Source organism: Leptospira fainei serovar Hurstbridge str. BUT 6 (genome assembly GCF_000306235.2).
Lineage (GTDB): Bacteria > Spirochaetota > Leptospiria > Leptospirales > Leptospiraceae > Leptospira_B > Leptospira_B fainei.
This window is the reverse complement of record NZ_AKWZ02000004.1, coordinates 1-13,182: the sequence shown is the minus strand read 5'-3', so window position 1 is coordinate 13,182 and position 13,182 is coordinate 1. Positions and strand designations below refer to the sequence as shown.

Here is a 13,182-nt window from a genome sequence, read left to right as displayed (position 1 = left end):
CGGCGAGTCGATCGATAGTCTGATTTCATCCAAGGGGGACGCGAAAATTGTCCCGTATAGATTGAATCGACCGTAACCCAAAAAAGTACTTGCACAACATCCATTCACTAATAACTTGTTAAGCATGAAGGATTTGACGGAAAAGCAACTCGCAGTACTCCATTTTATCACAAACGTAATCAAAGAACGTGGGTTTCCTCCTACAATCCGGGAAATTGGAGACGAATTCGGTATTACCGCCAAAGGCGCTTACGATCATCTTAAAGCGATTGAAAAGAAGGGATATTTAAAAACTTCGAAAAATCAATCTAGAGCGATTGAATTGATGAGGCAGAGTCCGTTCGAGACTCTTAACGTTCCGACTCCTAGTATTCCATTGATAGGGAGAGTGGCGGCCGGGCTTCCGATTCTAGCCGAAGAAAATATCGAATCCTATATTCCGGTTCCTGAAGAACTCGCCTCCAAAGGAATGACTTTCGCCCTAAAGGTGCAAGGGGATTCCATGGTTGAAGCAGGAATTAGCGACGGAGACATCGCGATTATCCAGAAGCGAGATATTGCTCGTAATGGAGAGATCGTAGTGGCCCTAATTGACGATGAGGCGACGCTTAAAGTTTATTACAAGGAAGCGGATCACGTTCGCCTCGAAGCCAGAAATGCAAAATACAAACCCATTAAAACTAAGAAGGCCGTGATTATCGGTAAACTCATCGGACTTTATCGGGTCTATTGATTTAAGAAAGAATTCCTGGTTGACACTTTCTTCTGACGGGAAAAAAATTCTGAAAGAGTGAATTCCCCGTCAGCGTACCGCAAATTCGCGGTTTCCCTCCTCTTTCTCCTACTTGCATTTTGCGCTTCTCCTAAGAAAGAAATCGGAGATGCAGAATTAAAATTGGTTCTGGATTATCTTGCCGAGGCAAGATTCGGCGAAAGGTTATCGTCCATATCCGAAAAACCTATACCGAACGATAAACAAATTTTCTTAACCGCATGCGAACGCTATATGCTTAATTCGGATGCTGTTTTAGAGATTTTAAAAGTCAAAAAACCGCAGATTTATTCTAGTCTGGTCAAGTCTTATGAAAATTAAAGAAAGGCTGGCTTGGGCTAGCGTCGTACTGGTCCTACTCTTTGCCTTATTATTTCGTCCGACTCCGGTTAAGGCGATCTCGGAAACCTCCGAGAAATACCTGCAATTATTTCACGAAGTCTTAGGACTAGTGCAAAACGGGTACGTAGAGCCCGTTGACGAAGAGAAAGTTTTTATCGGGGCCATCAAAGGCCTTATCGCTTCCTTAGGTGATCCTCACTCTACCTTCCTGGACGAGGAAGAATATAGACAAATGAAGGAAGAAACTCGAGGAAGTTTCGGCGGACTCGGAATGGAAGTCGCATTTGCAGACGGCGCTATCGTCGTTGTTTCTCCCATTGAAGATACCCCTGCGATGCGCGCGGGAATATTACCGCAAGATAGAATCGTCGAGATCGATGGAAAAAGCACTGCAAATCTAGGTTATTCCGAAGGGATTAAACTTATGAGAGGTAAGCCCGGCTCCTCAGTGTCGATCAAGTTGGAACGCAAGAATCAAAAGGAGCCGATTCAACTTACGTTAGTTCGCGAGAATATTCAAATTCGTTACGTTCGATCTCACTTCTTTAACAAAGAAAAAGTGGGTTATATTCGCTTAAATCAATTTATGGGCGAGAACACGCAGGATGAATTTAAGAAACAGCTTAGAGCTCTTGTGGATAAGAAAGCGGATGGACTCATTGTGGATTTGCGAATGAACCCGGGCGGTCTTTTGCCTCTCGCGTCTGCGCTCTCGGATCTTTTTCTTCCTCCCGGTCTGGATATCGTTTCAGTCAAGGGAAGGGGAGGAGAGTTAGCGGACACCGCAAAATCTTCCAATTCCACCGATAAGTTCACTAAAATTCCCATGGTAGTTCTGATAAACGAAGGCTCCGCATCCGCATCCGAAATTTTTGCGGGAGCTATGCAGGACCATGCGAGAGCGAAAATTTTGGGGACAACTTCGTACGGGAAGGGCTCGGTTCAGTTCGTGTATTCTCTTTCATACGGTAATGCGGTAAAACTGACTGTTCAAAAATACTACACACCGTCTGGCCGCTCTTTACATGGAAAAGGAATCCAACCTGATATAGTCGTAAAGGCGATCGAACCTACCGAAGACGATCGATTCTATCTTCGTAAAATGGGAGAAAAAAAACTCCTCGATCAGTTAATCTTAAAATTTCCGGATTATAGCGAACAAAACTTCCAATCGTTCGAAAAGGCTTTGAAAGAACAGGGAATCAAGCTTTCCTCCGACGTGGCTCGTATTCTTTTTAAGAATCGCACTCAATCCGAAAAGGAACGAACTACTACGGATTTGGAATTGGATCCTCAACTTCGTAAGGCTATCGAAATACTTTCGGAAAAAAAATCCTAATCTACTTAGATGATCGGGCTCGGAATAGAAAGCAGTTGTGATGAAACTAGTCTAGGAATTGTCAAGGACGGAAAAGAGCTTTTGTCCTTAAAAATTTTTAGTCAGATCGATCTACATAGACCGTTTCGTGGAATTGTCCCCGAAATAGCCTCTCGCGCGCATTTGGAAAAAATCAACGTTTTGCTTTCGGAAGTCTTGGAAGAATCCGGTCTTGAGCTTAAGGATCTGGATTATGTTGCGGTTACTCGATCACCGGGATTAACCGGTTCTTTAATGATCGGCGCGCAATTGGCGCGTTGTATTCACGCGATTTATAACACCCCTATTATTCCTCTTTGTCATTTACAAGCTCATTTTGCGGTCCTTCAATTGGAAGGCGTGGAACCGATTTTTCCAAGTCTCGGCTTACTTCTTTCCGGTGGAAACTCCGCAATTTATCGTATTCCCGAATTCGGTAGGATGGAGACGATCGGTGATACGATGGACGATGCGTTAGGCGAGGCGTTTGATAAGGTCGCCGGGCTACTTGGGTTGCCGTATCCTGGAGGACCGATAATAGAGGAGTATGCCTGTTCCTATCGGCCTGAAAAAGGTGAAAAGGATTTACTTCCTCCTCTATTACGGAATTTAGAACATTCGCGAGTCGCTTTTTCTTTTTCGGGTTTGAAAACGGCAGTGGCGCATTTGATCGCTAAACAACCTGACTTGCCCGTTTCCAAAGTCTGCCACTATTTTCAAAAGACCGCGTTTGAATTAGTGGAGCGCAATATCAAGCGAGCCGTGGAAATTACGGGAATCAAGAGGATTCTTGCTGCAGGGGGGGTCTTGGCCAATACTACGCTGAGGCTTCGATTGGAGAACCTAGCGGAAAAAAATTCCCTGGAATTTTTTTCTCCCCGGAAAAAGATCTACTGCACGGATAATGGTGCGATGGTAGCGGCTCTGGGTTATTATCTATTTCAAAAAGGCTATTCTAAAAGTTTGGAGTTCACGGTTAGTCCCGTGAGACAGGAGACGTACGTATGAACCGTAAGCTAAGTTGGATCCCGAATACGATCACGCTCGGAAATTTAACCATGGGATTTGTGTCCATTCTCATCGCGGCAGAAGCGACCGGAAACGGTCCTCAGGCTTATATCTTAAGCGGCTTTTTTATATTATTAGCCGCTATATGCGACGGGCTCGACGGTATGGTAGCTCGCGCTCTGGACGCCACCAGCGAATTGGGAGCCGATCTGGATAGTTTGGCCGATCTTACCGCCTTCGGCATCGCACCCGGATTCCTTTTTTATAATATGGTATTAAGCGAATATAAAATCGATGTATTCGGGAAAGAAGATCTCTTTCCCATCGGAATGCTCCTCGCCGCAGTGTTCCCGATTTGCGCAGCTTATCGTCTTGCGAGATTCAATGTCGCTCACGATCCGAGTTCTTTTACCGGATTGCCTTCGCCTGTCGCCGGGGTGACGATCGGATTCCTCCCTATCTTTCTTAATCGCGATCATATCCCCCACTGGATTACGATTCCCTTATTTCTACTGATTGCCATATTGATGGTTTCCAACGTTCGGTATGGTAAGCCGCAGGTGGCGATCCGATCCAAGTTAACGCCCGGAAAGGCCGCTTTGATGCTTCTCGCCGCCGTAATTTTGCTCGTTTTCGTAGGGTTCAACCGTTGGCCTTGGTTGATTTACGGTCTTATTTTTCTATATATATTCTCAGGCTTAATCACCTTCATGATACATGTTCTGCAGGATTTTCGTGTAAAATTAGATTAGCTGCCCTCGACTATCGATTTCTATTTTTCTAATAAAGGTAGAAATATTTGAAATCTTGCGCTAACGCCGTCGCCCTTTGCTTCTCCCCCTCGAGAATGCCGAAGGGTAATCGCGAAGTAAGGATGATAGATCCGTAAAAATAAATAAACGGATTTATCTACGACGCGCAAACCTGTCTCTTCCGATGTAAGCGATTCTTCCACAAAAGCCGGAAGTCTATTCCCTTCTTTTGCGAATAAAAGCGAAGATTGAAGTTTCCAGTTCTCGAAGACGGTTAAATGCATCGCCGCTTCCGATAGACGATCTCCGTTCCTTCTCCATTCCTGACCTATTTCCCACCTCCAGCCTTTTTTCTGGAAACCGTAGTACAACCCTCTCCCGCTCGTCCATAAATTAGAATTTTCGAATTTATAGGTTCTAATTTGAGCCAGGACTGCTCCCCAGCCGGTTTGGAAAAACGCGACTCTTCCCCAAATTGCTTTGGAATTCGTGATGCCGGTTTCATTCTCAAGAGGACTGGCGAATCGTTCAAACTGTACCGCCTCGAGTCGATTGTAAATCCCCGGTTCCCAAAGGATCCTAAGAAGTCGCGCTCGATCTCGATTGTCCGCCGGAGAAGACAAACTGAATAACTGCGATGATTTCCCCTGGTAACCCGAGAAAAGCAATCTCTGATCCGATTCGTAATTTTGCCAATAGAGCGAAAAAATTCCGGACGGATATTCCTTAGATCCGAACGCCTCCAGACGTAATCCGAACGGATTTTTCCGTAATCCTCTTTCCTTGTAAGAGGGGAATTCCAACAAAAGAAAACCCTCTTTCGATTCCGGAGAATATGCTAACTCAAGATAATCGCGAAACGGTTTAAGGAAGATCCCAGGTCTTTTTGATGCACCTTGTTCCGAGTAATACAGGCTTAAGAAAGATTCGCCGATATTGGTTCCTGCAAAAGCAGAGCGAACGGATGGCTGTTCCAAAAACCAGAAGGAGGAAAATTCGAACGATTCTCGTAAAAAAAAGAAATGTCGCGAAGGCTTGAATCGATTTCCGTAGGATAGATAAAATCGATTTGTTTCGAATGCGACGGATGCCAATAAAGTCTCGTTTCGTTTTTCTAAAAAGATCTTCGAGTTTAGGCAGTTTTCCTTTTCTCGATGCGAGAAGATATTTGCAGAACCGCAAAAATCTCCACGAAGCCAGATTGTATCCTGGGATTTTCTATAAAAACGAGACTCATAGGTCGAAAAAGAGCCGCCTGAAGAAAGAATAGGCATATCATTTTCCTTGGCCTGAATCCGTCCGATGGCAACAATGCTGAATAATAAAAATATGACGGCTTTCAATACCGGCCGTCCGATTTTTGCTTTTTTTGAAAGAGTAAACGAAAGATTTTCTTTCGTTCCGCAGGCTTGAAAGAATTTATCTTTTCACGAAAAGCTTGTTCATCCGAACGAGACCATTTCGAAAGCTGTAACGAATCAGTTATCGAAAAGCCCGCTTTTACGAGTTCATCGACCGTTAGGGGCGACACGGGAAGCCGTTTGCTTTCGGATTTAACGACCGGGATTGGCGGCTTGTCGTTCGATTCCCGGTTTTTAAATAGTTCCTTTGTAATTCCGAAGGATCCGGCTCCGTCGAGCTCTCCGCTTTCTTCACGGAGAAGTACATCGCCGGTTATTCCCTCCCAACTCCAGGCAAAGCCGATAGTGAATCTTGTTTCGGAAGTTCTTTCTCTTTCTTGAGTGAACTCGATGCTCAGGCTTACGCGTGTATTTGATGATGAGCTACTTCTTAGTATGCTGCCGTATCCTTTTTCTTCGGAACTTTTTCGAAGGAAGAATTCTAAACTTCCTGATCGATGAGAAAGTCCCAAAACGGAATGCAAGACTTCGCGGGAACCGCCGACTTGGAACGTTAATCGAAACGATTCGAAAGCCGGAGATTGATAGCCGATATCAATCGACCTAAGCTGAGACGCATTTAAATCTCGAGAGTTCAGCCAAATTCCGAGAAGACGCACCTGTCCTTTCGATCCGGCCGAGAATGGCGCCTGTGCTAACATTCCTCGGGTCGATTTGGTTCCGGATTCGCTCCGACCTAAGAGTGAAATCTCCCCCTCTTGATTCCAAGAGCGTGCAATCCATTCTATAGGAAGCGGAGGGGCCGGAGAAGCGCTGATCGGTAGAAGTAGGGTTCCGAAATATAAGAGTCGGCGCACGAAAGGAACGGGTTGGAAATCGGGTTCGGCACGCGGAAAATTCTAAGGAATGTCTTTTTTTTGAATTTCGTAACTTTTGGGAGCCTTATTTGTCCGGCCTCTCCGTAGAATTATTTTCATAAGGAAAGAGAAGCGGCTCTACGAGGCTGTGATCCCTATAGAAAATTTTTAGTAAACGCTTGACGACTACTATAATTTAGTTTAGTATGTACCTATCCGTTTAGTAGATTATAGGTGTGTTTTTCCTAATTTATGTCGTCTAACTAGACAGGGAGAGAAAGTATGATGATTCGATCTCTACAAGATACTGGAACATATGAAAGAAACCGTAAGGGTTTAGCGGGTGCCGGGTTCGACTGGAGGGAAAGGAGCCGAGCAATTGAGCCTGGTTCAAAAACCTTCGCGGACTATTTGGAAGAATCCTTCCAAGGCGATCTCGTTCAAGATGGGAATTGGTTTTCGGAAACACTTTCCGAGCTGAGTAAAAAGAATCTAAGAAAGATCTGATTCTGAATCGGTTTAGCGGAACTCTCCCTGATCCGAGGACACGCATCAGATATGAAGCGGATGCCTTAGATGATTGGGAATTGATTGCAGTCCTTTTGGGGAAAGGGGATCGTAATCGTTCTATAGAGGATCTCAGCCGAGAGATTCTGAGAGTTACGAAAGGACTGAGCGGGCTTCTTTCCATAGATGTGTCCCGTAACTTACGAGTAGGCGGTCTTGGAGCCGCGAAAGCTTCCGTATTAATGGCCGCTGTAGAGCTGGCAAGGCGTTTAAAATACAAATCCTTACAAGGCGCCATTTTCGACCCAGTATCCTTGTCCAGATACATGCGAACCTTATTTCTTCCTATGCGAAGAGAATGCTTTGTGTTGGCCACTATTTCCCCGGCAGGAAATCTACTCCGCGCAGAAGTTGTTTCCAAAGGAAGTTTAGAGGAAGTCGGAGTGCATCCACGTGACTTAGTTCGACTTGTTCTTAATGACGAGGCCTCGGAAGCAATTCTCGCCCATAATCACCCCGGAATGACCTCCGATCCGAGTCCGGAAGATTGGGATGTCTATACGCGCCTTAGTTCCATTCTATCGGAACTAGATGTGAACCTATTAGATCATTGGATTTTTGGAATTGACGGGATCTTTTCTTGCAAACATTCTACTCGCCTAGACGAAGAGTAACTCTTTTCGTTTTCTTTTCCAGGCTTCAGGTATTAGGTGACCCAATCCAAATTTTTTCGAAACATGCGAATTCTATCCGTTCTGGTAAGAAGAGATTATGCTCTTCAATATGCAGGATCGGCTTTAGGATTAACTTGGATGTTTTTGCAAAATCTGAGTTTGATTCTGATTTATACCGTCGTATTTTATTTTATAGGAATTCGTACGAACGGAGAAGATCCGATCGATTATTTTTCTTATGTGCTGAGCGGTTTACTTTTTTGGATTCCCCTACAAGAATACCTGATTCGAGGGACCGGAATTTTAACCGACAACCGGCATTTGATTAAACGATCGCCGCTGGGCCCGGAAATCTTCCTATGGATTCCTTTTTTTCAGTATGTATTGCATTGGCTGATTACTGCCGTGCCGGTGATAATCTTCCTATTATGGTTCGGGAAAGCAAATTGGTCCGGCATAGTGCCAGGATTCTTGGCAATCTTCGCGACGGGCTTATTTCTTGCCTGCATCGTCAATTACTTCGCTAGGATCAATATTATTTTGAGGGACATTTCCCCTTTAGTTCGCCTTTGTTCGCAATTTCTTTTTTGGGGATTGCCGGTTCTTTACCAGTCGACAGGGATTTTAGGAAAATTGAATATATGGAATCCGTTTTTCTTTCCGTTGGAGCTTTTTCGATCCTTTATATTGTCCGACTACGAATCGAAAGCGAATTTCATGGATTTCCTACCTTTCCTCGCTTTGTTTTTCGTAATTTTCTTTTTAAGTCGCGCTAAATTAAATCAGGTCGTGTTGGATCACCTTTGATACGTGTAGAAGGCATTACTAAGATTTATTCCGGTTATAGTCGTCCCTGGCATAGACTTTGGAATGCACTGACATTCGGGTATTTCGGCTCCGATATCAAATTTAAGGCTGTCGATGGAATTTCTTTCGAAGCAAATAAGGGAGAAATTTTAGGGATTATCGGTCGGAACGGTGCCGGCAAATCCACCCTTTTGAAACTATTAACGGGCGTGTCCCATCCCGATTCCGGGAGATTAGAAAAGAAAGGCTCCGTCCGATCGATTTTAGAATTAGGTGTCGGTTTTAATCCGGAGCTTTCCGGGGAGGAAAATCTTTACTATAATGGATTAGTTTGGGGGTTAGATCCGACCGAATTGACATCATCGATGGATGAGATTTTTCGTTTTTCCGGACTTAGTGAATTCAAAAAGAACCCGTTAAAAAATTATTCCTCCGGAATGACGATGAGATTAGGCTTTGCATTGGCGACTGCAAAGCGCCCGGATATCTTAATCGTGGACGAAGCTCTCGCTGTCGGCGATGCCAGTTTTCAGCAGAAGTGCTTAAGTCGTTTCCGAAAATTCTCCGAGGAAGGAACCCTCACCTTGATCGTCAGCCATGATCTCGAGCTATTAAAATCCATCTGTACTAGAATTCTAATATTAGAAAAAGGTAAGTTAGTTTACGATGGGGATCCCATTCACGGATTTAGAGAGTATATGCAAATTATTGCCGCCTCGTCCGCCGAAGAAGGGGCTCAGCTTACCCCGCATGAATCGATCCTAGAATCCGTCCAAATTCGCTTATCACACGGGAATCGAATTAATCCGGGCTTATTGCCCGTGGGAGCGGATGTCGAATTACTCGTTTCGGCTAAATTCAAGGAGGATTTGAAACGCTTAACGGTGGGATTTCATATAGATGATAGTCGGGGTATTCGTTCGTTCGGTACGAATACTTTTCATCTGGGTAGCGAGTTATTCGACGTTATCACAGGTGAATGGATTCATGCTAAGTTCAAATTTCCTCTGAATTTTTCCGCAGGAAAATATTCCTTAGGGATCGCATTGCATTCCGGAGATAGTCATGCAGAAGGATCATATCTATGGCAGGACGGCATTTTAGAATTTGAGCTAGAGCGTTTAGATATATCCAAGTTCGAAGGAGTCGCCTGGATTCCGGTCGAAATCGAGACGAAAAAAGGGCCGAACTCATAGATAAATTCCTTCCCACTTCGACTTTGCTCCCTAACTTGGTCTTCGTATGAAAGTATGCGTTATCGGTAGCGGCTACGTCGGATTAGTAGCAGGAGCTTGCTTTGCAGAATACGGCAACCAAGTCATTTGCGTGGACAAGGACGCCAAAAAGATCGAAGATCTTAAAAACGGTATTATCCCTATTTATGAACCGGGTTTATCCGAGCTTGTTCAAAACACCTGGAAAGAAAAGAGACTCGAATTTTCGACTTCCCTAAAGGAGGGAGTGGAAAAGTCGGATCTGATTTTTATCGCGGTAGGAACTCCCACATCTTCGGACGGATCTGCCGATCTTTCTGCAGTTTTTGCTGTCGCAGAGGAAATCGGAAAATCGATTAACGGATACAAAGTTATCGTCGATAAATCTACGGTTCCGGTCGGTACTGCCGCAAAGGTAAAAGAGTTTATCGGCAAGCATACCAAATACGAATACGATGTGGTATCCAATCCCGAATTTTTAAAGGAAGGGGCGGCGATCGACGATTTTATGCGACCGGAACGAGTCGTGATCGGATCGGATAATGATCGCGCAGGAGATCTGGTCGCGCAATTGTATGCTCCTTTCGTATTGAACGGGAATCCTATTTTGAGAATGGGGACCGTTTCAGCGGAGCTAACTAAGTACGCATGTAACGCATTTCTTGCCACAAAGATTTCGTTTGCGAATGAGATCGCGAATCTCTGCGAATCGGTCGGCGCGGACTACGAAGATGTTCGAAAAGGAATGGGGACAGATTCTCGAATTGGCCGCCAATTTTTATATGCAGGTATCGGCTACGGCGGTTCTTGCTTCCCAAAAGACGTTAGGGCGCTGATTCGCACCTCTGAACAATATGGAAAACCGTTAAGAATTATTCAAGAAGTCGAATCTGTGAACGAGGATCAAAAAGTTCGATTGTATGAAAAGATCGAAGCTTTCTTCGGAAAAGGTGGAGTTAAAGGTAAGACATTCGCGGTCTGGGGTCTTGCATTCAAGCCGGGTACTGACGATATGAGAGAAGCTCCGTCTATACCACTTCTTTTAAAGTTACATTCGGAAGGAGCAAAGATACAAGCATTCGATCCTGTCGCTAAAGAAACTTCGGAAAATTATTTTAAGGGTAAGATCGAATATTCTGAAGATGCGTATTCGGCGCTAAAAGGAGCGGATGCTTTACTACTTTTGACGGAATGGCGGGAATTTCGCGAACCGGACTTCCCTCGGATGAAGCAGCTGCTAAAACAATCGGTTATCTTTGACGGAAGAAATCAGTACAGGCCTGCACTCCTCAAAAAAGAAGGGTTTCAGTATTTTTCCATCGGGAAACAACCGGTTTAATTGATCGGGATTCGGGTATCCCCACCCTTCCTGGGCGGGGGCCGGCCCGGTGGAAGTACCGGGTTGGAGTATCAGAAAATCTCCTATTTCGCAAGCAATTTTGTTTCGAAATTCTTTGTGTGAGCTCCAACAGAATTTTTCTTCGAAAGAATAGTCGACAGTTCGGATAATTTCTGATATCAGGTTTCTCCGTAAAACCGCCGCCATCCCCCACGAGCCTGTTGAAAAAGGGATGCAATTTTAGGGAACTTGCTAGATTTACGGAATGGCAAAGTTCAAGAATACGGATCCGAATCAGCTTAGAATGTACGTTTTAGAGTTCAAGGAATTGTTCGGGGAAGAACATCCGATTCACGGTTTTAAGAAAGTCATTGATCGGTTAGATTTCGAAGATTTCGAAAAGAATTACCAGAATGATGAGACTGGAAGACCTGCAATTTCACCGAAGAAAGTTATTTCGGCTCTTTTTTATCCCATTTTAATCGGCAATATCTCGATGCGGGAACTCTGTAGGTTATCCAAACTCAGAGCTGAATTGATCTATCTTCTGGATGGAGAAGAGCTGGATCATAGTTTTATCTCAAAGTTCAGAAAGACTCACAGAACTGAAATCGAAGATCTATTTTCTCAAACGGTATTTCTCGGTTACGAAAGCGGTTATATAGATTTTGAAACCGTTTCCATAGATGGCACTAAGATAAAGGCGAATGCGAATCCCGATGATATAGGGGACCTGGAAAAATTCGAGCTTAGACTTGAACAAATCGAAAAGGTAAGTAAGGTCAAATTTCAAGAATGGGAAAAGTCTGCCGATATGGATCGTTCTCAAATTCGAGACAAAAGAAAAGAATTAGAACTAAAGGCAGAAAAGCTTCAGGATGCGGTAAAATTCCTAAAAAAGCACAAAGACCGTCGTAGAGTCCATCTCTATGAGAGAGATTGCGATCTACAGAAAAAAGGAAACGTATTCCTGGTAGGTTACAATGCTCAAGCGGCGGTCGATTGCAAATCCAACATGATCATTTCTCACAGTGTGGAAACGAACAATCCGATACTAAGTTTGCGGAAGAAAATGATTACGAAAAGTCGAATCTTGCTACGAATTCTTAAGATACGGAAAAACAAGATTTAAATAGAATTCAATATGTCTTAGATGCCGGTTATGCAAGCGAAAGTAATTTCCAGAGATTAAAAGACTTCGATCTTTATTGTCCCGATCAAAAAGTAACAAGGTTATTTCAAGCAGGGAAGATCCCAAAAGTTACCGATTTCTCCAAACGAAGGCCTCCGTTCATCAAATTTATCTATGAAAAGAAAGCCAACAACTTCGTCTGTCCATCGGGCAGAACACTTAAATTCCGATCCGAAAAGTATCTTCATGGACAATACAGTTATTCGGATTACAGATCGACGGGTTGCAACGGCTGTAAGTTGAAACATTTCTGCACAAAAGGTCGATCTAAATCCATTTTGGTGAATTCTAATAACTTGAGAAGAAACTACATTCATTTAAGTCCAAGGAAAACTACCATCCGAGCGAGCTGAATAATTTCTACACGATGGAAATGCGCAAAAAGTTACAAAACCCGAAATCGAGAAAAATTTATGCCAAACGGTTTTCTTCGATTGAAGGCGTCTTTGGTGCAATGAAAGGATCTCGTGCAGGAAATAGATTCATGACAAAAGGATTGGAAAAAGTTTCTCTTGAATGGTCCGAAAGATGCTCCGCTCACAACATAGGAAAAATTTGCGGATTTCGGTATATTTAAACGATCTGCTACGGCAGTCCCTTCTTCTTTTTGCCATTCGCTTTAAAGAGGAAGAAGAATTTTCAGACAAACCAGGCCTCTTTTTCAACAGGCCCCCCGCCCAAGACGGGTGGGGATTTTCAATATCGAACCACCTGAAAAGTAAGTCATGGAAACGCAAAAATTACTTTTGGAATTCCGGTTCCAAAAGAGTCCTGGCCGAAATTCAATTTTTTAAGAGGAATCGAACGTAGAGCAATGGATAAAGAATTAAATATAAATTGGGCGCCCACCACAGAAGCGAAACATCTCCACGGATAACCCAAAACGAAATGGCCTGGACCCCGGACGCGATCGTGAACCCTAAGGATAGGATCGCAAGATTTTTCCAAGCTGAAATTCGTTTATTAAATAAGTATAAACTTCCTAATCCTGTAAACGAGA

13 protein-coding genes and 2 pseudogenes are annotated in these 13,182 nt (G+C 43.9%); 12 read left to right on the top strand and 3 right to left on the bottom strand.

Annotation, left to right across the window (positions count from 1 at the left end; genetic code table 11):
- The first annotated feature begins 124 nt into the window (after positions 1 to 124).
- Genes lexA through pssA form a run of 5 tightly spaced genes read left to right on the top strand, consistent with a single transcriptional unit; the run spans position 125 to position 4,231 of the window.
- A complete protein-coding gene (lexA, locus tag LEP1GSC058_RS06320) occupies positions 125 to 733 on the top strand; it encodes a transcriptional repressor LexA (RefSeq protein ID WP_010568852.1) in 609 nt (202 codons plus the stop codon).
- A gap of 57 nt (positions 734 to 790) precedes the next feature.
- Complete coding sequence (locus LEP1GSC058_RS06315; protein ID WP_039948118.1) at positions 791 to 1,093, top strand: LA_1448 family UV-C exposure upregulated protein; 303 nt, start codon at positions 791 to 793, stop codon at positions 1,091 to 1,093.
- Positions 1,083 to 2,453: a S41 family peptidase gene (locus LEP1GSC058_RS20460; RefSeq protein WP_016548861.1), complete on the top strand. Its 1,371-nt coding sequence runs from the start codon at positions 1,083 to 1,085 to the stop codon at positions 2,451 to 2,453. Before LEP1GSC058_RS06315 ends, LEP1GSC058_RS20460 begins: the two co-directional genes overlap by 11 nt.
- Before the next feature lie 9 nt (positions 2,454 to 2,462).
- Positions 2,463 to 3,479 carry a tRNA (adenosine(37)-N6)-threonylcarbamoyltransferase complex transferase subunit TsaD gene (gene tsaD / locus LEP1GSC058_RS20455; protein ID WP_016548804.1) on the top strand — a complete coding sequence of 339 codons (1,017 nt, stop codon included), beginning with the start codon at positions 2,463 to 2,465 and terminating at the stop codon, positions 3,477 to 3,479.
- Complete coding sequence (pssA, locus tag LEP1GSC058_RS06300; protein ID WP_016548827.1) at positions 3,476 to 4,231, top strand: CDP-diacylglycerol--serine O-phosphatidyltransferase; 756 nt, start codon at positions 3,476 to 3,478, stop codon at positions 4,229 to 4,231. Before tsaD ends, pssA begins: the two co-directional genes overlap by 4 nt.
- A gap of 20 nt (positions 4,232 to 4,251) precedes the next feature.
- Here the strand turns inward: pssA and LEP1GSC058_RS06295 are convergent, their stop codons facing one another.
- A complete protein-coding gene (locus LEP1GSC058_RS06295; protein ID WP_016548763.1) occupies positions 4,252 to 5,574 on the bottom strand; it encodes a hypothetical protein in 1,323 nt (440 codons plus the stop codon).
- Positions 5,571 to 6,449: a P-loop NTPase family protein gene (locus tag LEP1GSC058_RS06290; protein ID WP_016548761.1), complete on the bottom strand. Its 879-nt coding sequence runs from the start codon at positions 6,447 to 6,449 to the stop codon at positions 5,571 to 5,573. The genes LEP1GSC058_RS06295 and LEP1GSC058_RS06290 overlap by 4 nt, the downstream gene beginning before the upstream one ends.
- A 282-nt stretch (positions 6,450 to 6,731) precedes the next feature.
- On the opposite strand from LEP1GSC058_RS06290, the gene LEP1GSC058_RS06285 reads away from it, so the two are divergent.
- The 7 genes and pseudogenes from LEP1GSC058_RS06285 to LEP1GSC058_RS20285 all read left to right on the top strand — a co-directional run bounded on the left by LEP1GSC058_RS06285 (position 6,732) and on the right by LEP1GSC058_RS20285 (position 12,759).
- Positions 6,732 to 6,956 (top strand): LIC12298 family protein, encoded by a 225-nt coding sequence (locus LEP1GSC058_RS06285; protein ID WP_016548862.1) that lies wholly within the window; start codon positions 6,732 to 6,734, stop codon positions 6,954 to 6,956.
- Complete coding sequence (locus tag LEP1GSC058_RS06280; protein ID WP_039948116.1) at positions 6,953 to 7,630, top strand: JAB domain-containing protein; 678 nt, start codon at positions 6,953 to 6,955, stop codon at positions 7,628 to 7,630. The genes LEP1GSC058_RS06285 and LEP1GSC058_RS06280 overlap by 4 nt, the downstream gene beginning before the upstream one ends.
- Before the next feature lie 63 nt (positions 7,631 to 7,693).
- Positions 7,694 to 8,437, top strand: coding sequence for an ABC transporter permease (locus tag LEP1GSC058_RS06275; RefSeq protein WP_016548864.1), 744 nt, complete (start codon positions 7,694 to 7,696; stop codon positions 8,435 to 8,437).
- Positions 8,434 to 9,633 carry an ABC transporter ATP-binding protein gene (locus tag LEP1GSC058_RS06270; protein WP_016548798.1) on the top strand — a complete coding sequence of 400 codons (1,200 nt, stop codon included), beginning with the start codon at positions 8,434 to 8,436 and terminating at the stop codon, positions 9,631 to 9,633. The genes LEP1GSC058_RS06275 and LEP1GSC058_RS06270 overlap by 4 nt, the downstream gene beginning before the upstream one ends.
- A 46-nt stretch (positions 9,634 to 9,679) precedes the next feature.
- Positions 9,680 to 10,990 (top strand): UDP-glucose dehydrogenase family protein, encoded by a 1,311-nt coding sequence (locus tag LEP1GSC058_RS06265; RefSeq protein ID WP_016548879.1) that lies wholly within the window; start codon positions 9,680 to 9,682, stop codon positions 10,988 to 10,990.
- A gap of 265 nt (positions 10,991 to 11,255) precedes the next feature.
- Positions 11,256 to 11,561 (top strand): annotated as a pseudogene (locus tag LEP1GSC058_RS20450) (transposase); the annotation flags it as partial.
- Between the two features lie 444 nt (positions 11,562 to 12,005).
- Positions 12,006 to 12,759 (top strand): annotated as a pseudogene (locus tag LEP1GSC058_RS20285) (transposase).
- A 205-nt stretch (positions 12,760 to 12,964) separates the two neighbouring features.
- On the opposite strand, the gene LEP1GSC058_RS20280 reads toward LEP1GSC058_RS20285, so the two are convergent.
- Positions 12,965 to 13,182: DUF5360 family protein (locus LEP1GSC058_RS20280; protein WP_198014384.1), on the bottom strand; the 218-nt coding region annotated here is incomplete at its 5' end.

Excerpts from the sequence above, each read along its gene's own strand:
- lexA (WP_010568852.1), top strand. The coding sequence starts at position 125 with ATGAAGGATTTGACGGAAAAGCAACTCGCAGTACTCCATTTTATCACA.
- LEP1GSC058_RS20460 (WP_016548861.1), top strand. The coding sequence starts at position 1,083 with ATGAAAATTAAAGAAAGGCTGGCTTGGGCTAGCGTCGTACTGGTCCTA.
- tsaD (WP_016548804.1), top strand. The coding sequence starts at position 2,463 with ATGATCGGGCTCGGAATAGAAAGCAGTTGTGATGAAACTAGTCTAGGA.
- pssA (WP_016548827.1), top strand. The coding sequence starts at position 3,476 with ATGAACCGTAAGCTAAGTTGGATCCCGAATACGATCACGCTCGGAAAT.
- LEP1GSC058_RS06285 (WP_016548862.1), top strand. The coding sequence starts at position 6,732 with ATGATGATTCGATCTCTACAAGATACTGGAACATATGAAAGAAACCGT.
- LEP1GSC058_RS06275 (WP_016548864.1), top strand. The coding sequence starts at position 7,694 with ATGCGAATTCTATCCGTTCTGGTAAGAAGAGATTATGCTCTTCAATAT.
- LEP1GSC058_RS06265 (WP_016548879.1), top strand. The coding sequence starts at position 9,680 with ATGAAAGTATGCGTTATCGGTAGCGGCTACGTCGGATTAGTAGCAGGA.